This is a genomic window from Acinetobacter sp. 1125_18A (genome assembly GCF_052824985.1).
This window is the reverse complement of sequence record NZ_VTDG01000001.1, coordinates 34,675-53,810: the sequence shown is the minus strand read 5'-3', so window position 1 is coordinate 53,810 and position 19,136 is coordinate 34,675. Positions and strand designations below refer to the sequence as shown.

15 protein-coding genes are annotated in these 19,136 nt (G+C 37.9%); 4 read left to right on the top strand and 11 right to left on the bottom strand.

The features are described 5' to 3' along the window. Positions 1-34 precede the first annotated feature (34 nt). The 4 genes from FY049_RS00260 to ahcY form a co-directional block, all read right to left on the bottom strand. Positions 35-2,896 (bottom strand): sensor domain-containing protein, encoded by a 2,862-nt coding sequence (locus tag FY049_RS00260; protein ID WP_105713644.1) that lies wholly within the window; start codon positions 2,894-2,896, stop codon positions 35-37. A 136-nt stretch (positions 2,897-3,032) separates the two neighbouring features. Then, complete coding sequence (locus tag FY049_RS00255) at positions 3,033-3,752, bottom strand: 16S rRNA (uracil(1498)-N(3))-methyltransferase (protein ID WP_446082934.1); 720 nt, start codon at positions 3,750-3,752, stop codon at positions 3,033-3,035. A 36-nt stretch (positions 3,753-3,788) separates the two neighbouring features. Continuing rightward, a complete protein-coding gene (gene metF / locus FY049_RS00250) occupies positions 3,789-4,625 on the bottom strand; it encodes a methylenetetrahydrofolate reductase [NAD(P)H] (RefSeq protein WP_154129811.1) in 837 nt (278 codons plus the stop codon). 154 nt (positions 4,626-4,779) lie between these two features. Beyond that, the gene (gene ahcY / locus FY049_RS00245; protein WP_446082933.1) at positions 4,780-6,162 is read right to left on the bottom strand and encodes an adenosylhomocysteinase; all 1,383 of its coding nucleotides are present in this window, start codon (positions 6,160-6,162) and stop codon (positions 4,780-4,782) included. Between the two features lie 420 nt (positions 6,163-6,582). On the opposite strand from ahcY, the gene FY049_RS00240 reads away from it, so the two are divergent. Both FY049_RS00240 and FY049_RS00235 read left to right on the top strand, forming a co-directional pair. Continuing rightward, positions 6,583-7,134, top strand: coding sequence for a hypothetical protein (locus FY049_RS00240; protein WP_224963960.1), 552 nt, complete (start codon positions 6,583-6,585; stop codon positions 7,132-7,134). A 19-nt stretch (positions 7,135-7,153) separates the two neighbouring features. Continuing rightward, entirely contained in the window at positions 7,154-8,092 is a 939-nt protein-coding gene (locus FY049_RS00235) for a DUF4424 family protein (RefSeq protein WP_151957247.1), read from the top strand. A gap of 49 nt (positions 8,093-8,141) precedes the next feature. Here the strand turns inward: FY049_RS00235 and FY049_RS00230 are convergent, their stop codons facing one another. The 4 genes from FY049_RS00230 to FY049_RS00215 form a co-directional block, all read right to left on the bottom strand. Then, entirely contained in the window at positions 8,142-8,666 is a 525-nt protein-coding gene (locus FY049_RS00230; RefSeq protein WP_004717016.1) for a tetratricopeptide repeat protein, read from the bottom strand. 89 nt (positions 8,667-8,755) lie between these two features. Then, entirely contained in the window at positions 8,756-9,094 is a 339-nt protein-coding gene (locus tag FY049_RS00225) for a DUF3325 domain-containing protein (protein WP_105713649.1), read from the bottom strand. After that, complete coding sequence (locus FY049_RS00220) at positions 9,091-10,809, bottom strand: PepSY domain-containing protein (protein ID WP_446082932.1); 1,719 nt, start codon at positions 10,807-10,809, stop codon at positions 9,091-9,093. Before FY049_RS00220 ends, FY049_RS00225 begins: the two co-directional genes overlap by 4 nt. A 1-nt stretch (position 10,810) precedes the next feature. Further along, entirely contained in the window at positions 10,811-11,164 is a 354-nt protein-coding gene (locus FY049_RS00215) for a hypothetical protein (RefSeq protein WP_335954645.1), read from the bottom strand. A gap of 310 nt (positions 11,165-11,474) precedes the next feature. On the opposite strand from FY049_RS00215, the gene FY049_RS00210 reads away from it, so the two are divergent. Further along, on the top strand, positions 11,475-11,729 hold the full coding sequence (locus tag FY049_RS00210) for a hypothetical protein (RefSeq protein ID WP_004717008.1): 255 nt from the start codon (positions 11,475-11,477) through the stop codon (positions 11,727-11,729). 62 nt (positions 11,730-11,791) lie between these two features. Here FY049_RS00210 and FY049_RS00205 read toward each other — a convergent pair whose 3' ends face one another. Continuing rightward, on the bottom strand, positions 11,792-12,178 hold the full coding sequence (locus FY049_RS00205; protein WP_004823072.1) for a carboxymuconolactone decarboxylase family protein: 387 nt from the start codon (positions 12,176-12,178) through the stop codon (positions 11,792-11,794). 159 nt (positions 12,179-12,337) lie between these two features. After that, on the bottom strand, positions 12,338-14,794 hold the full coding sequence (locus tag FY049_RS00200) for an acyl-CoA dehydrogenase (protein WP_446082931.1): 2,457 nt from the start codon (positions 14,792-14,794) through the stop codon (positions 12,338-12,340). Between the two features lie 688 nt (positions 14,795-15,482). On the opposite strand from FY049_RS00200, the gene FY049_RS00195 reads away from it, so the two are divergent. Next, on the top strand, positions 15,483-17,714 hold the full coding sequence (locus FY049_RS00195; protein WP_224963955.1) for an NADP-dependent isocitrate dehydrogenase: 2,232 nt from the start codon (positions 15,483-15,485) through the stop codon (positions 17,712-17,714). 258 nt (positions 17,715-17,972) lie between these two features. Here FY049_RS00195 and FY049_RS00190 read toward each other — a convergent pair whose 3' ends face one another. Further along, on the bottom strand, positions 17,973-18,761 hold the full coding sequence (locus FY049_RS00190; protein ID WP_004823066.1) for a pseudouridine synthase: 789 nt from the start codon (positions 18,759-18,761) through the stop codon (positions 17,973-17,975). Between the last annotated feature and the right edge of the window lie 375 nt (positions 18,762-19,136).

The window sequence follows — 19,136 nt, the reverse complement described above, 5'->3', positions numbered from 1 at the left end:
TCAAACAAAGTAATAGATATAAAGTCTAAAAAAATTAACAAATCTTTATAAGTTTATGCTGTTCCAAATATTTTGTGCTGTCCGCAGATGACAATGCTTTGGAAAAGTAAAAGCCTTGTAAAATATAACAACCGTGTTTTTGTAAAAATAACGCTTGCTCTTTAGTTTCAACGCCTTCAGCCACTAAGGTAATGCCGATTGCATTGCCCATAGCAATAATCGCATTGACGATTGCTTCGTCTTTTTCTTGTCCAATTTTTGAAATAAAAGCACGATCTATTTTTAAGATATCAAAAGGGTAACTGGTTAGATAAGCTAAAGATGAGTAGCCTGTTCCAAAATCATCCAAAGAAATAGAAATATGGCGATCTTTTAATTGTTGTAGGAGAAAATTAACTTCTTCTGACTTATCAAACAAAGAAGATTCAGTCAGTTCCAGTTCAAGCATATCACCTGAAATATTATATTTTTTAAGGGCATAATCGATATCTTTAACCAACTGTCCGCGGTAAATTTGTTGTGCCACAATATTGATCGATACCCTAAAATGATCAAAACCAAGGGATTGCCACTGCTGTATTTGCTTACAGGTTTCATGCAATACAATTAAACCAATATCTGAAATGAGGCTGGTTTCTTCGGCAAGCGGGATAAAAATGTCTGGCAAGATATAACCCAAAGTTGGATGTTGCCAGCGGACTAATGCTTCAAAACCATAAATACGTTGAGTTTTAACACAGATTTTAGGTTGATAATGTACGGTCAGTTCTTTGTGTTTTATGGCTTTTCTTAATTCGTTTTCTAAGTTGATCCCTTGATTGAGCAACGGAGTTTTTTTGTTTGAATAAAAATATACGGTGTTTCCGCCTAAACGTTTGGCTTCGTGTAATGCTGATTCTGCATGACCATTGAGACTGTCGAGCTGTAAGCCATGCTCTGGATATAGCGCAACGCCAATAGAAATGGTGATGGTTTGTTCTTGTTCTTTAACATCAAAAGGTTGTTTAAACGCATCTAAAATATGTTGTGTATGTTGATGAATATTGATGTTATTACTGCTTAAATTATAGATCACTGCAAAATCATCATTATTTAAGTAAGCTATCAAAGAGGCATTTGGACAACATAATCTTAATCTGTGAGCGACTTGTTTTAATAATTCATCACCTTCTTTATGGCTCATAAATTCATTGAATAATTTAAAACGGTCAATGTTGATACGTAAAACCGCAAAATTTTTAAATGAATCAGAATAGTGAATTAAATAATTATGCAGTTGTTGTTTGAAATAAAAGCGATTTGGCAAATCGGTCAGGATGTCATAATGTTCTAAATACGAGAGTCGTTGTTCTTGTTTTTTACGATCAGTTAAATCGGTAATAATGCCGACATAGTTGGAAAATTTATTTTTTTCATCATAAATTGCATTGATGTGTACCCAGAGTGCAAGTTTTTTCCCAGAGGTAAAATCAATCTGTAATTCAGACTCAAATTCTCCTTTTTGAATTAAACTTTGGGTAATCACATTATACATTTGTTGGGTACGAGAATTATTATTGATCGTGATATCAAATAGATGATTTCCAACGATATTGTGTTGTTTATAATCTAAGAGCTTTTCAAAATAAGGGTTCACTTCTAAGTAGCATAAATTATTATCTAAAATGAAAACACCTTCAGCCACTTGTGCTAATACATTTGCTGCAAGTTTTAGCTTTTCTTGGTCAGTCTTTTCTTTTTGAATGTCACGTTGGATACCCACCATTCTGAGCGGTTTGTTATTGGTATTCTTAGAAACCACTTTGCCAATGTCTTGAATCCAGCACCATTGACCATCTCGTTTAACACGGTAGATTGCCTCAAAGCGCTCAGTTTTGCCTTTGAGATGTTGTTTCAGTATGGTTTTATAATTGACAATATCATCAGGATGAACATATTCATCTACGCTATTGTGTTTTAGATTGAGTTGTTTGAATTCTGCACCGCTTTTTGAGTCGGAAATTTCAAAAGTTCTTTTTTCAATATTCCAGACCCAAGAGTGAATACCCGCGGTTTCATGGGCAAAAGCTAAGTTGGCCTGATGATTTTCTAAACGGTCATTCATCTGTTTAAAATCGAAAATTCGTTCTTTTACTTTTTGTTCTAATAAATGATTATGTAACTGCAATTCACTTTTCATGACCTGTGTTTTTGAGATTTCATTTTTGAGTTGTATTTCTAAGCCTTTATAATTTGCAAGTTGTTCTTGTGATTGCTTAAATAAAAACTTATTTTTCAGGTCTAATATTTCAGAATTAATATAAATTTTATGTGAAGCATAAGTGCTAAAGAATAATAAAGAGAACCAAACAATGAAAATAGTGCTATAGATTTCGTTGGTATTTTGAGGAAAAAGCAGGGGGAGCGTGAGCACTGGAATCGCAGAAGGCACAAATAAAGCAATAAAATAGCTAAATCTTTGATTGAGAAAATTCATTGCTAAAACATATGAAAAACTCAGCAAAAAGCTAGATAACAGAAATGAAAAAAATGGGTCAACCACATTTGGCATCATCATAAATTCTAAATTGATGATATAAACGCCAATCCCAAATAAGCTTCCTAAGATCAAACAAGAAAACTGAAAAAAAAGATCAAGATGTTTAAATTCTTGGACTTTATTTTGCTGTAAAAGATAGGTAGAAGAAAAAAATCCCGATAATATAAATAAAATAGTCAGAATAAACCAACCACTTAATAATTCAGAAGAAGTATTAAATAAGTAAATATAGATTAAAGCGTCACAGATACACGTAAAAAATACCCAGATAAAAAATATCCGGATATCTTTGGTTATCTTTCTGATGTTCGACGAATTCACATCATATGAAAGAAGCTCTTCCTGAACATCATTCATTAGCGCTTGCACCTCTGCTATTTTTAGAATGTGTAGGTTTAACGGAGCAACTATTTAAAATTTGCTAATTAATAGTTTCTTTGGAATTAAAATACTGTGAAATCATCCAATTTGCAATTATTTTACATGACATACATCACTTTTTAAAGCTTTGATAATTCAAAATTGATAAAGCAACTACAGGGGCAGTTTCAGTTCTTAAAATACGATCACCGATGCACCAATTTTTAAATCCATATTGGTTGGCCTGATCAATTTCAGCTTCATTTAAGCCACCTTCAGGGCCAATCAAAAGGGCAATATCAGGGCTTATATCTTTCAGTACATCTGTCTGCTCTTTTTCAGGCGCAAGGACAAATTTGCTCTGCGGTAATACATTTTTGATCCATTCGTTTAGGCTTAGAGGCGCTAAAATCTGCGGAACAAGATTCATACCACATTGTTCACAAGCTGCAATCGCTATAGCTTGCCAATGATCTAATTTCTTTTGATCTCGATCATATTTTAAACGCATTTCACAGCGTTCTGATGTGAGCAATTGAATTTGAGATACGCCCAATTCCACAGCTTTTTGAATCGCATAATCCATACGATCGCCCTTACTCATGACTTGTCCAAGTAGGGCTGTAAAAGCAGGGGTACGATTATCTGGATTAAATGAATTGACTAAAACAGAAGCAGATTTTTTAGCGACCGCTGTTAAAGTCACTTCATATTCACCGCCTTGTCCATTGAACAAGGTGGCTTTTTCACCCACTTGTGCACGCAATACTTTGACCCAATGATGAAATACTGTTTCAGTGAGTTCAACCGTAGTTTCGACAGCTAAATCAGTTTCAATATAAAAACGGGGCATGCAGTATTACTCACAAGTTGATGATGCAATTTTGATTTAAGCTAAACCGAGATCAAGTACCAATTGGCGGTTTGGCTCAGTATGATTCATGCTATAGAAATGCAAACTTGGTGCACCTCCTGCAATAAGGCGTTCACACAGTTTGATCACAACTTCATGTCCAAAGGCTTTGATACTTGCAGTGTCATCACCATAGGTCGCAAGTTGCTTACGAATCCAGCGCGGAATTTCTGCACCTGTCCCATCTGCAAAGCGGATTAAATTGCTGGCATTGGTAATTGGCATAATTCCTGGCGCAACAGGAATATCAATTCCTTGTTTTTGGATACGCTCTACAAAATAGAAATAGGCATCTGGATTAAAGAAAAATTGAGTGATGGCTGCATTTGCACCTGCTTTGACTTTTTCTGCAAAGTGCTGAATGTCTGCATCAAAGTTGTCAGCTTGTGGATGCATTTCAGGATATGCCGCAACTTCAATTTTAAAATGATCACCTGAGTGTTCACGAATAAAACGGACCAAATCAGTCGCATAAGGCAGTTCACCTAGGCCGACTTGACCTGAAGGTAAATCACCTCGAAGTGCAACAATACGATCAATCCCTTGAGCTTTATAGATATCGAGTAATTCAGCAATACGGACTTTGTCATCACCAATACATGAAAGGTGAGGGGCAACAGGTGTGCCTTTACCATTAAAGTCAGCAATTGCGGCTAGTGTACGTTCACGAGTAGAACCACCAGCTCCATAAGTTATCGAGAAAAACTCTGGATTTAAAAGCTGTAATTCTTGATGAACAAGCTTAAGTTTTTCCGCCCCTGCATCAGTTTTGGTCGGGAAAAACTCAAACGAAATTGGAACACGTTTGGTCATGGTTAAATCCTTTTTTATTCATACTTTTTTAATTTGTTTTAGCCTCTCCGAGGTCCTTTCCTAAAAGGAGAGGACCTTGCCTTTATATTCATTAATACGTTAATGAATATTGCTTTCTCCCTAAGAGAGAAAGCTAGGGAGAGGGGATTAAAACTTAGTACTTATAAGCCTCAGATTTAAATGGACCTTCAACTGCAACGCCCAAGTAATCTGCTTGAACTTGAGTCAATTGCGTCAATACACCACCAAAACCAGCAACCATTGCAGCAGCAACTTCTTCATCTAATTTCTTAGGAATCAGTTCAACACGGATCTGTGCTGCTTTTTGATCTTCTGGAAGATCAGCAAATTTCTCTGCGAATAAGTGCATTTGACCTAATACTTGGTTCGCAAAAGAACCATCCATCACGCGTGAAGGGTGACCTGTTGCATTACCAAGGTTAACCAAACGACCTTCTGAAAGAAGAATCAGGTAATCATTTTCATTTTCTGTACGATACACTTGGTGTACTTGAGGCTTAACTTCAACCCACTTGTAACCACGTAAATAGTTTGTATCGATTTCAGTATCAAAGTGTCCGATATTACACACCACTGAACCTGCTTTTAATGTATCTAACATTGCAGAATCACATACGTGGTAGTTACCAGTTGTTGTTACGATCAAATCAGTATTTTGAAGAAGGTCTAGGTTAATGTCTTCTTTTTTACCTGTTTGTACACCATTTTTATATGGAGAAACAACTTCATAACCGTCCATACATGCTTGCATTGCACAGATTGGGTCAATTTCAGTTACACGTACAATCATACCTTCTTGGCGAAGTGATTGAGCAGAACCTTTACCAACATCACCATAACCAATTACTAGCGCACGACGACCAGATAACAACATATCTGTACCGCGTTTGATTGCATCATTTAATGAATGACGGCAACCATATTTATTGTCGTTTTTAGATTTTGTGATTGAATCATTCACGTTAATTGCAGGAACTTTTAAAGTACCATCACGGAACATTTCGTTTAGACGTTGAACACCCGTAGTCGTTTCTTCTGTAATACCATGAATTTTAGCAATAAGTTCAGGATATTTTTCATGAACAACAGCAGTTAAATCACCACCATCATCAAGAATCATGTTGGCATCCCAAGGCGTGCCATTAACATTGATTTGTTGCTCAAGACACCACATGTATTCTTCTTCAGTTTCACCTTTCCAAGCGAATACTGGAACACCAGATGCTGCAATTGCTGCTGCTGCATGGTCTTGAGTTGAGAAGATGTTACATGAAGTCCAACGTACTTCTGCGCCTAATTCAACCAGTGTTTCAATTAAAACAGCAGTTTGAATGGTCATATGAATACAACCAAGAATTTTTGCGCCAGCAAGAGGTTTTGTTGCTGAATAACGTTTACGTAAGCCCATCAACGCTGGCATTTCTGCTTCAGCAAGTTTGATTTCTTTACGACCGTAGTCAGCGAGGGAAATATCTGCAACTTTATAATCTGTAAATGAAGCATTAACCGCGTTCATCACGATCTCCTTTATATTAAAAAAATATTGATCATTCAGTTCGCGGATGCCGTTGTTGATCAGCACGAAGGTCTGACCGAATCGTCGAGCCTAGCGATTTCACATTTATGTGCCTGTGAAAAAGTCGCAGCATCCCTCGACTGGCGACTATTGTACCTAGATTTTAATAGAGTTCAAATGTAGTTGGTTAATATTCAACTAAAAGATAGAATTGTTTTTGAATCGCTAAGCTATTCAAAAATATGATCAGTATTTACTGATATATAAACAGAAATAAAATCAAGATGATGCGTTTAAGCGTTTGCCAAGTGCTAGAGCTGTGCAACGATGATTGCAGTATTTGTGATTATGATGCGTGCTTTGCTTTTTCTATATCTGGTTTTTTTGGTTTAAAAAGTGAATATCGGGAACATTAAATTTATGGATATTGTAAAAATAATAGATCAGCATAGCTTTGCATTGCGACAAGCCATTGAGCAGGCTTCTCTTGAACAGCGGAAAAGTTTGGTAAAAGCTGTTTTTGCTTTTTTTGAAAAATTACCAACGTTTCAATCTGCTATTGAACAAAATTATCAAATTAAAATTGATAAAAAACAATTGTTTCAGGATGTTGATCAAGAAAATTTAATTGATTATCAAAAGCAAATTCGACAATCAAATGCTTTAGTAGATGAATATGCCGATGATTATGAGGAATTAGCGGCCATTGAAGTGATTTCTTTGGATGCCTTTTTCTTGATGGTGTCAAATCAAAACAAAAGCCAGCATTTAGTGGCTTTGTTTAATGCGATGATTGAAGTATTGGATTATTATGAGAATTTTTCAGAAAACTCAATCTATTGGAATGAAGTTTTAGAAAAAGAAATTCTTTTACAAGAACAGATTATCAAACAGATTGCTACACATATTATTTTTGATGAATCCATTTATTGTGTGCATTATCAAACAATAGAATTTCCTGATTTGGATTAACTGATTTGGATTAAAGAGAATGAAAAAAATCGTATTGATCACATCGATTCTGACAGCGACATCAGCTTTCGCCAATGATTCTACAGGTTATGTGGGAACAGGGGGAATTGAGTACCTTAAAAATAAAAATATTGCCATGCAAGGTGAAGACTTATTTATTAGTAAAAAATTAATTAAGGTCGATTATCAATTTAAAAACCTCAGTAATCAGGATATTACTGAAACTGTTTTGTTCCCTTTACCACGAGTTGATAATACTTTTGAATCCGATTTTGCCCACACTGAGGATTTATTAAAAAGTTTTAAAATTCAGGTTAATGGAAAAGCGGTTCAACCGACAATGCATGTGCAGACATTTATACAAAGAGACGAAAAGTCTAAAGCGATTGATGTCACTGAGTTATTTAAACAATGTGGTTTTTCACAAACAGAAATGTTAAATCCTTGGAATCGTAAAAGTGATGAATATGGGGTATTTGAAAAGAAACTAAAAAGCTGCTCAAACCCTAAAGTAAAAAGCATTTTGCCTAAAAATCCAGACGAAGTCATCAACTGGTCATCACAAGTGGTTTATAGCTGGAAGCAAACTTTTAAAGCCAATTCAATTACACAGGTAAAACATCAATATAAACCTTTAGTGGGTGGTTCGGTTGCATTATATCCAGATGAATATAATCAACAATTTTGTATGGACAGTAATTTTAAGAAAGGCTTGAAAAAAGCACAGTCGGAACATTCGCCTTTTAATGCACTGAGTTATATTTTGACTACTGGGGCAAATTGGGCAAAACCGATTGAAAACTTTAAATTGACCATTGAACGTGATCCGGGAGAGTTGGTATCGTTTTGTTGGAAAGGTAAAGTCAATAAAATTAGCCCGACACAATTCCAAATGGTTGAGAAAAACTTTGTACCTAAACAAGATTTAGATGTAATTTTTGTGCATTTACGTAATTAAATAAGTGAATCAAATTTAAGCCCATTTTATATGGGCTTAAATTTATAAATTATACTGAGGTGTCTTCAGCTGACTTGGCTTTTTCAGCCCAAAAATCAGCTTTTTCTTCATCAACATCAACGCCCATCCCGTGTTCATAAATACAAACAAGATCACGCATGGCTTGAACTTCACCCAGTTTTGCTGCTTGCTCAACCAGCTCTACTGATTTCACCAGATCTTTTTCAACAACATCGCCACGGCGATAGAAATTGGATAACTCTAAAATAGCAGCAGGATGCTGATGTTTGGCCGCTTGCTCTAACCAGCGGTGGGCATGTTCAAAATAAGCCTTGGCTTCTTTAGGATCTTCTTCAAGGATATCTTTTGCATAATAAGCATAGCCTTCACCTAACCAATACATGGCTTCAACATGGCCTAATTGTGCTGCTTTGAGTGCCCATTCTTCTGCAAGTTGATTGTTATCTTCATCTTCACTTTGCATATATATTTCAGCAAGTTCAAATTGTGCAGCGGGATTGCCCATTGCCGCACGATTGAGTAATTCTGAAGGGATTGAAAGTGGTTTAGACATAAAAATACCAATACAAGGCAATAAATTTGATAGAAAAAAAGCCAATCCGTAGATTGGCTTATGATTATAACTGATTTTTGTGAAACAGTTTAAATGAGTAGCATCACACTTGTGATTAAGCTGATGCCCACACAAAAGCTGGCAGCCAATTTCATTTTTAAACTGTAATAGCTTAATAACACCCCAACAAATAATGCTGAAAAGGTCAGTACTCCAACCCAAATGCTGAGCATGCTACTAAGCTGCCCTGACATGACACAAATGATCAGTGAAATCAGCAGTAAAGCCCAACCAGCAATAGAAGCAAGTTGGGTTTGTTTGGGGCTTAGTTCATGTCCATAGAACTGTTTTTGATGCTTTGACATTGCGCTGGCAAGCGCGATAAAAGCCAAGCTAGACAAAGACCAAATTAATAAGAAGAAAATCACGCTGAAATCTCCTTATTTGAAGGTACATTTCTGGCTTTTTTGACAGGAAGCCCTTTATGTTTTTTAACTTTATAAAATGAGTAGAAAAACAAAATCGCGAGCACCCATGTCATTAAATCAAAAGACGCAATCATCCATTGGCCATTGGCAATACTGTTCCAAAGTGCTTGACCACCCGTAATAAAATTGACAATAGGCAATAGGGCAAAAGCAACACCAGAGAACAATAGAAGTTCTAGCCAAGCTTGACGATGTGAGCGAAGCGCTGCATAAATTAACGTAGCTAACCATACAATAAAGAAGGCTCTAATTTCCCAATTTAAACGTGTTTCTATTTCAAATGGAATGAAACGATTGGCGTAGAAGTAGGCTGCACATGCAATAGGTAATCCAATCACAGCGGCAATATTCATCACTTCAACAAAACGATAACCAAATGATTTATAGCCTTGTTTTTGTTGTTGCGGTGCACGTTTGACGCACCATAAGATCAGCCCCGTTGCAACCATTAAGGTGCCCATTACACCAGAGAAGAACAATAACCAGCGGAAGGTTAAATCAAGTCCACGTGCTTCATGCAATACAGTCACCACATTGTAAATCCCCATTGGGATAGAGGCATTGTTTGCTTGAGCCGCTTCGCTGATGTCTTTGCCAGTCACGCCATCGAATTTTAAAATGGGGTAAACACCACGCTGAACTACACTCTTCGCATATAAAGCGCGAAGTTCAATGGTGGCATTGGATGTATTTGGCGCAATGATTTGAATAGAAGCAATCGGATTTTCTTTCCACTGCGCTTGTGCGGTTGTAATAAGCGGGGTTAAGTCGCTGAGTGGCGCAGGATGACCAACATCTTGTTGATGTTGTTTGCCTCTTTCACCTCGCGAGCGTTGTTCATTTTGGCCTTGAGTTTGATTTGCATTTGCAGATCCAGTACGGTTTTCAGCATTTCTATTGCGAGCATTATTTTGCTGAACTGCACCTCCGCGCATCTCTTGGAAAAACTCTTGTCGATCTTTATAGACTTGATTGATTCCCCAAGGCATAAACATAAACATCAGTAATAACAAACCGCTGAAGGTGATCATGATATGAAAGGGAAGGGCAAAAACAGCTGTGGCATTATGTGCATCTAACCAAGAGCGTTGGCCTTTACCTGAACGGAACGTAAAGAAATCTTTAAAAATTTTTTTATGGGTAATAATGCCGCTGATAATTGCCACAAACATCAGCATCGTGGCTAAACCGACGATCCAACGTGCCCAAATACGATCAAATCCATACAGTTCAAAGTGAAAGCGATATAGAAAACCACCACCACGGGTGTCTCGTGCTTCAATAACTTGTCCAGTTGCACTGTCTATGGTGATTCTTTCCCCACCACGACGCGCTTGTAGATCTTCACCTTGTTTACGAATATTTAATTCAGTTGTGGTCTGTCTAGAATTGGGTAATTGAATCGTCCAACTACCAGCATCAGGATAGTTCTTTTGTAGATAATCTAAGGCAACTTGGGTTTGCTGTACTTGAGAATCACTTGGAACGGATTGATGTATTTCTGGTTTCATCCAAGCCGTTATTTCAGACTGAAAGAAACTCAATGTTCCTGTCAAAAAAATTGCATAGAGTAACCAACCAAGAATTAAGCTTGCCCATGTATGTAACCATGACATGGATTGGCGTGGACCTTCAACTTTTGCATCTACGCGCATCTTAATTCCCCATCATTTTATAAATGACAAATAAAATGATACTTGGAAGAAGTATGCCTAAGCTGGCTTTTAATGTCTTATTGACCATAAAAACCCAAATGAATGCAGCGCAGTGAATACAGAAAGCAAGTAGCGTTGCACTCATCGCAGCCGTGGCACGATAATCAGCAAATGTTTTTGCAATCACTATAGCGGACAAAGACGCAAGCAGATAACCACCAAGAATTGCCAGGGCAAAACGATAGAAAATCATGACGCGATATTGTATGAGGGACGGTGCGGATTTAGCTCGTGTAGATACAGTCGGAGTTGAAACTGATGCGCTAAGTGCATCGAGTTCAGTCTGGCTATTCATAGGCAATCAAATAATGAAAGGTTAAAAATTAAGTAAATAATAACAATTATCATTTACTTTTTAAATACAAAAGTTAAATTTCATTGAAATAAAGCACTGGATTTATTTTGATTTTTGTGAGTAGGTTTTTGCTAGAAGTGAACACAGAAAGCGTATAAAAAATTTCTTATGATTTTTTATAGTTACAACGATTTTTATCCTGACTATATTTTTGAGTATATGCCTACGAACATAAAGCATACAGCGTATTCCGATATTTATTTATATCTTGTAGTGACACCTTTGAAAACAATAATATGGAAATTAAATAATGTTTATTCATGCTGAAGATGCGAAACGATTGGCAGCCAATTCAAACTTAAATATAGAGTTGTATAAAGTTCGTTTAGCCCAAATGATTGAAGAGAATGCCAAGCAGGGCAATACTGCTGTTTTTACAGTTTTACCTAAACATCTAGCTTTAGAGGATATTCGTGGGCTTTCTTCTGAGTTAACCCAATTGGGATATCATATCCGCTTTGAAGTGGATGAGTTTTTCTATAGCTTTAATGTGTTTTGGAATTAACTCGGCAATATAGGCCATAGTTTTTAGCATGGCCTATATTGAAAATAGAACGTATTGGTTGTCTATGATTCTTTTTGGTATTCATTGATGACTTCGAGCGCTGCACGAAATGCTTCTTGGGTTGTGGGTGCGCCACAGTAAGGTAAACTGTGTAATAACACTTCCTGAATTTCTTCAACTGTTGCGCCATTATTCAATGCACCACGAATATGACCTTTTAGTTCGGTTGGGCTTTTTTGTGCAACTAAAAATGCAATGGTAATCAAAGAGCGGTATTTACGTGGTAAAACACCCTCACGTTGCCAAGTTGAACCCCATGCATGCTCATTGATCCAGTCTTGCAAAGGTCTTGTAAAAGCAACAGTATTGTCTTGAGCGCGTTTTACAAAGCTTTCTCCCATCACTTCTGTACGGACTTTTAAGCCATTTTCATAATCTTGTTGAGACATCGTCTTTTTTCCTCAGCTATTATATTTTTAACACTATACCGAAATAGTCAAATAACCCATTGGCAATATGTCTATGTTAAAAAACAGCGATGGTGAATCGCTGTTTATGGTCAACGTTTTATATTGCCTTATCTCTTAAATGGCATTTGCCAAATAGATTTAAGTTGAGTGAAGATGAGGATTTTCTAATACCAACACCTGCTCTAATTTTTCATCAAAAATATCTGTGAGCATACTGTCATAACGAAGTGCATTATATTGGGTTAATTTTGTGGCTAAATCATCGCTGATTAAGCCACGAGTGACTGCATCCTGTATGCGCTCTTCAAATGTTAGCCCTTGATATTCACCTTTAGATTCCGCTTTTTTAAAGCTGTTCCAATCGTCTTCAACGGTTGTGAGTAGATTAAAGGTGGCTTCCATTCGTCCAAAAGCATCGTTCGGATCAACAGTATAGTAAACCTGCGTTTTTAAATAATCTCGGAACGGGTTATCTTGCATGATCAGTTCCGCTGCTTCACTCTTTTGACGATCACTCGGTTTTTTGATCGGTCGACCAAATGGGAAACAAACAAATTTAACCAGACTTGATGCAATTTGAATCGGAAAATTATCAAATAAGCCATAAAATGCTTCTTGGGCATCATAAAGCGTTTCGTCTAATGCAAGTTTGGCATGTACCTGTTCTTGCGAGGATCTTTGACCATTTTCATAAAATTTGAGAATGGCTGTTGCAATAAACATTTTGGAGTGAATATCAGCTAATCGCCCTGAGAGCATTTCTTTACGTTTAATATCACCAGCTAACAGTCCAAGACACATATCTGCGGTTAGGGCGAAGTCAGTACTGAATCGATTGATGATTTTATAATAAGGTTGAGTAAAAGCATCTGATGAGTCAGGTCGTTGACTACTTGCCCCAAACCATCCATAAGTGAACGCACGCGCGCCACGGTTTAAGGTGTAGCCTAAATGTTGATATAACATGGTGTTAAATGTATTTAAGGCAGAGGCTTTATCTTCGGCCTGTAACAGTTGTAATTCCTCAAATAAATAAGGATGGCAACGCATCGAACCTTGACCAAAGATCATCAACGAACGGCTTAAGATATTTGCCCCTTCAACCGTTATCGAGATCGGAATGGCTTGATACATATTGGCAAGAAAGTTACGCGGACCTTGTTGAATACCACGACCACCAGTGATGTCCATACCATGATTGACGATTTTTCGCATCGTTTCAGTGGCATAGTATTTTGCCATCGCGGTCATAACAGCGGGTTTGCCACCTTGATTTAAACCGCAAGTGACTAAATAGCGAAAAGCTTCCAACATATAGGTATGGCTGACGATGTCACTACTAACTTCTTGCACCCCTTCAAATTTACCTACTGATAATTTAAATTGTTGACGAATTTTAGCGAATGCACCTACAGATAAATACGTCATTTCACCTGCGGCTGTAGAAAGTGCAGGAAGTGAAATACCACGTCCAACAGCCAGACATTCCATCAGCATACGCCAGCCATTCCCCGCATTTTTTGCGCCACCAATAATCCAGTCAAGCGGAATAAAGACATCTTTACCTTCGACTGTACCATTCATAAATGGGGAACCACCCGGATGGTGCCTTGGTCCAACCTCTACGCCTGCATGAGAGGCGGGTATAAGAGCACAGGTAATACCATACTCAGTTTTAGTTTTATCTCCCAATAAGCCATCTGGGTCATACAGTTTGAAGGCGAGACCGACTACCGTTGCAACGGGTGCTAAAGTAATCCAGCGTTTTGAGAAATTCATTGTTAAGCCAAGCACTTGTTGACCTTCGAATTCCCCATAACAAACCACGCCAGTATCTGGAATCGCCCCAGCATCAGAACCCGCTTCAGGACTGGTGAGTCCAAAACAAGGAATTTCCTCCCCCTTGGCTAAGCCGGGCAAATAACGATTTTTTTGTTCGTCTGTACCATAATTCAGTAAGAGCTCACCTGGTCCTAATGAGTTAGGCACCATACAGGTCACGGCAGTGGTTAATGAACGTGAGGCAATTTTGCTCATAATACGACTTTGTGCAAAAGAGCTAAATTCACGACCACCATAAGTTTTAGGGATGATGAGTCCAAAAAAGCCATTGTCTTTAATAAATTGCCATGTCTCTGCATTCAGGTCTTTATTTTGATGAATTTCCCATTCATCTAGCAACTGACAGAGTTGTTCAACCTCATGATCTAAAAAAGATTGCTCTTCATTGCTAAGCGTCGGGTAGGGATAATTGTTAAATTTTTCCCAATCTGGCGCCCCCATAAATAATTCTTTTTCCCACCAACTGGTACCCGCATCCAATGCTTCACGTTCAGTGGTACTCATGCTTGGCATTGCATTGGCTAATGTTTTATAGGCCGGTTTAGTCAAAACTTGCATTCGCAGTGGTTCAATCAGTAACACTAAACTGATGAGAATAAGCGGAAGACCAAGGATGAGAGACCACGGGCTGATCACAGCGCTCAGAATTGCAATGACAATCGTAGTGATACTTCCGACTCTTCGATGAAGTGCAAAAAAGAAAACGGCCCAGAGTGAGATGATTTGAATAAGTATTGCGATGAGTAATAGCATTAACATATTACCTCTACAGTTTTAATATTAATTTTGGGATCGGAAATACATCATTGAAGGTTATTCTTTCATCAATGATGTGATGAAAAATTAAACATGTAATTTATTAATAACGATTTTTTCACTTACTATTCAAGGTAAAAGTATTGTTGTTTTGTGAGTATAAGTTAACCAAAGCATATTTATTGTCATATCGTGACCAGAGTATTGGGTGGAGTAAATAAATTTTCTATTCATTTGCGTATTCACTTTTTAGGCAGACTTGAATGATTTAAAATTTAAACAGTATCTAGCCGATTTTTGTTTGTGCTGTTTGGCTTGTTTTATGTCGCTGAAGCGCGTCGATGTGTTTTTCAATGGCTTTCAATTTGCTGCTCAGTTTGTAAGAATCAGCAAGATAAAATTTTTAATGTTTAAAACAATAAAGCACAAGACGGCATGGATTGTTGTTGCTCTTGGTCGGAATGGCTATTTTTACAAGAAAATGCTTAATTTTTGTGCAAATATTGATATTAATGCAATATTTGTGATGTACCATTTTTTTACGAAATGTCGTTATCACAGATCTTACGTTGACTGTAATACCAGGAAGGCTGATACTCTTGGGGTTAAATTTAAGCAAGTCGGTTCGTAAGGGCTGGGTCACAAGCTCGGTTCTCAAAACACAATTTAAAGCAAGGGGCTATATATGGCTGGTGGAAAGTCAACAATCATTTACACACTGACTGACGAGGCGCCATTGTTGGCGACTTATTCGCTACTGCCGATCATTGAGACCTTTACTAAGCCAGCTGGCGTAGAGATTGTCAAAACTGATATTTCTGTAGCTGCTCGTGTTCTTGCAGAATTCGCGGAATACTTAAGCGATGAACAGAAAGTATCTGACAACCTTGCGCATTTAGGGCGTCTTACTCAAGATCCAGACACTAACATTATCAAACTCCCAAATATCAGTGCATCTGTTGCTCAGTTGAGCGCATGTATTAAGGAACTTCAGTCAAAGGGTTATGCAATCCCAGACTATCCTGAAAATCCAACAACTGAAGAAGAAAAAGCAATTAAGGTACGTTATAGCAAGTGCCTTGGTTCAGCGGTGAATCCAGTGTTACGTGAAGGTAACTCTGACCGTCGTGCACCTGCAGCAGTGAAAAACTATGCGAAGAAACATCCACATTCAATGAGCGAATGGAAACAGTGGTCACAAACACATGTTTCGCATATGGATGAGGGCGATTTCTATCACGGTGAAAAGTCAATGACACTTGACCGTGCGCGTAACGTAAAAATGGAACTTATCACCAAAAATGGTGAGAGCATTGTGCTTAAGCCAAAAGTTGCATTACTTGATGGCGAAATCATCGATTCAATGTTTATGAGCAAGAAAGCGCTTTGCGATTTCTATGAGAAAGAACTTGATGATTGCCGTGAAGCGGGCATTTTATTTTCGTTGCATGTAAAAGCAACCATGATGAAAGTTTCACACCCGATTGTATTCGGTCACTGTGTAAAAATTTACTATAAAGAAGCATTTGAAAAGCATGCTAAGTTATTTGATGAGTTAGGTATTAACGTCAATAACGGTATGGCTGGTCTTTACGAGAAGATTGCAACTTTACCAACATCATTACGTGAAGAGATCATTGAAGATCTTCATGCTTGCCAAGAACACCGTCCTGCACTTGCAATGGTGGATTCAGCGAAAGGCATTACCAACTTCCATTCACCAAATGATGTGATTGTAGATGCATCTATGCCTGCGATGATTCGTGGCGGTGGTAAAATGTGGGGTGCTGATGGTAAGCAGTATGATTGTAAAGCTGTTATGCCAGAGTCAACATTCGCACGTATCTACCAAGAAATGATTAATTTCTGTAAGTGGAATGGTAACTTTGACCCACGTACTATGGGTACTGTGCCAAACGTTGGTTTGATGGCGCAAAAAGCTGAAGAATACGGTTCACATGACAAAACTTTTGAGATCACTGAAGCGGGTGTTGCAAACATCACAGATCTTGAAACTGGTGAAGTGTTGATGTCACAAAATGTTGAGGAAGGCGATATCTGGCGTATGTGTCAGGTGAAAGACGCACCGATTCGTGACTGGGTAAAACTTGCGGTAACGCGTGCGCGTAACTCAGGTATGCCTGCAATCTTCTGGCTTGACCCATACCGTCCGCATGAAAATGAATTGATTAAGAAAGTACAAAAATACTTGAAAGATCATGATACAGCGGGTCTTGATATCCAAATCATGTCACAAGTACGTGCAATGCGTTATACGCTTGAACGTGTTGCTCGTGGTTTAGATACAATTTCAGTAACTGGTAACATTTTACGTGATTACTTAACTGACTTGTTCCCAATCATGGAATTGGGTACTTCTGCGAAAATGTTGTCTATCGTTCCGTTAATGGCGGGTGGTGGTATGTACGAAACAGGTGCGGGTGGTTCAGCACCTAAACACGTACAACAGCTTGTAGAAGAAAACCACTTGCGTTGGGACTCTCTTGGTGAATTCTTGGCCTTGGCTGTTTCTTTAGAAGAGCTAGGTATTAAAGAAGACAATGCGCGTGCTAAGTTATTGGCGAAAACATTGGATCAAGCAACTGGTCAATTGTTGGATAACGATAAGTCTCCATCACGCCGTACAGGTGAGCTTGACAACCGTGGTAGCCATTTCTACCTTGCGAAGTTCTGGGCTGAAGCACTTGCTGCACAAAATGACGATGCTGAATTAAAAGCCAAGTTTGCACCACTTGCAAAAGCATTGGCTGAGAACGAAGACAAAATCCTTGCTGAACTTGCAGCTGTTCAAGGTAAGCCAGCGGATATTGGTGGTTACTATGCAGTTGATACCGCTAAGGTTGAAGCTGTAATGCGTCCAAGTGCTACGCTTAACGCTACACTTGCAACTGTTTAAGTTTTAAATGCTATAAACCGACGATCTTGTTGGTGAGAAAAGCCGATGCATACGCATCGGCTTTTTTATTGAGGGAGTAAATCTTTGTTTAAGTTATTTATTTGCAAGGTTTTGTATGAATCAATTTAAATGATGAGGGGACGACTGGTTTTAATTGGTCTTGAGTTTTTTTGATTATAAAATAAAAATGCCCAATGAATTTCATTGGGCATTTTTACAATAAGCGGCAATTGCTTTATAGCTTAGAGGGACTAAATCCTAGCGACCATTACGTCCACGACCACGTGGTGCTTTGGTATTTGGGCGGGTGGTACCATTGGTCTTACGACGTGGTTTTTCACCATCTTCCATTTGCCAGATACGTTTAGTTCCAGATTTCTTTGTTGAACCATCTTTATTCTTACGAACAATTGGTTTTCCACCTGTACCGCCAGGCTTCTTCACATAAGAGCGTGAGCGGTAAGGTTCATCTGCTGGAATATTTTGGAAGTCTGGATAAAGTAATGGTTCAATTTCTTTAGTTTCACCAGGTTGTAAACCCATTTGCACCAAATCAATTGCACCAATCTTGGTACGGATTAAACGTAAAGTTGGAAAACCAACAGCCGAAGTCATACGACGGACTTGACGGTTACGGCCTTCACAAATAGAAATTTCAATCCAAGATGTTGGAATATTGGCACGGAAACGTACTGGTGGATCACGATCCCATAACCATTCAGGTTGTTCAACTTTATTCGCTTGAGCAGGTAAAGTCATACCATCTTTTAGCTCAACACCTTTACGCAACTGTTCTAGGGCTTCTTCAGTCACATCACCATCAACTTGCACCAAATAAGTTTTAAATTTCTTATTGGCAGGGTTGGTAATGTATTGATTTAAACCACCATGATCAGTTAAAAAAACTAAACCTTCAGAGTCCATATCGAGACGACCCGCCAAACGCAAAGTCGAGTCATCTACGAAGTCAGACATCGTCATATGTGCTTCGTCTTTACGAAACTGGGAGAGGACGTCATAAGGTTTATTAAGAATGACAATTTTCACTTTAGACCACTAATAAATATCAATAAAATTTTTGAGTTTGATAAAGTTACCCGTTTGAAGAGAGTTGGGTAAAGATAAAGACTACGATATGTGCGCTACTATATCAGATTACGCTTTGTATTCTTCAACTTTATTTATTTACCAAGGCTGAGTTGTAAATACATTTTTCTTAGGCGGGGGATTGGTGGTTTTATCTTGCTAGAATTTACTATTGCGTGAAATTGAGATAGGCAACTTGAAAACAGCATCTATTGAAGCTAAGCCTTATAACAAAAAAGCTGTACCACCTTTGGGTAGTACAGCTTATTTGAATAGTGTAGATCTCAAATTTTAATCAGTGATCACAAGCTATTAATAATGGCTTAACCATGTTAT

Coding starts and splice junctions, on each gene's coding strand:
- FY049_RS00260 (WP_105713644.1), bottom strand. CDS start 2,896: ATGAATGATGTTCAGGAAGAGCTTCTTTCATATGATGTGAATTCGTCG.
- FY049_RS00255 (WP_446082934.1), bottom strand. CDS start 3,752: ATGCCCCGTTTTTATATTGAAACTGATTTAGCTGTCGAAACTACGGTT.
- metF (WP_154129811.1), bottom strand. CDS start 4,625: ATGACCAAACGTGTTCCAATTTCGTTTGAGTTTTTCCCGACCAAAACT.
- ahcY (WP_446082933.1), bottom strand. CDS start 6,162: ATGAACGCGGTTAATGCTTCATTTACAGATTATAAAGTTGCAGATATT.
- FY049_RS00240 (WP_224963960.1), top strand. CDS start 6,583: ATGGATATTGTAAAAATAATAGATCAGCATAGCTTTGCATTGCGACAA.
- FY049_RS00235 (WP_151957247.1), top strand. CDS start 7,154: ATGAAAAAAATCGTATTGATCACATCGATTCTGACAGCGACATCAGCT.
- FY049_RS00230 (WP_004717016.1), bottom strand. CDS start 8,666: ATGTCTAAACCACTTTCAATCCCTTCAGAATTACTCAATCGTGCGGCA.
- FY049_RS00220 (WP_446082932.1), bottom strand. CDS start 10,809: ATGCGCGTAGATGCAAAAGTTGAAGGTCCACGCCAATCCATGTCATGG.
- FY049_RS00215 (WP_335954645.1), bottom strand. CDS start 11,164: ATGAATAGCCAGACTGAACTCGATGCACTTAGCGCATCAGTTTCAACT.
- FY049_RS00210 (WP_004717008.1), top strand. CDS start 11,475: ATGTTTATTCATGCTGAAGATGCGAAACGATTGGCAGCCAATTCAAAC.
- FY049_RS00205 (WP_004823072.1), bottom strand. CDS start 12,178: ATGTCTCAACAAGATTATGAAAATGGCTTAAAAGTCCGTACAGAAGTG.
- FY049_RS00200 (WP_446082931.1), bottom strand. CDS start 14,794: ATGCTATTACTCATCGCAATACTTATTCAAATCATCTCACTCTGGGCC.
- FY049_RS00195 (WP_224963955.1), top strand. CDS start 15,483: ATGGCTGGTGGAAAGTCAACAATCATTTACACACTGACTGACGAGGCG.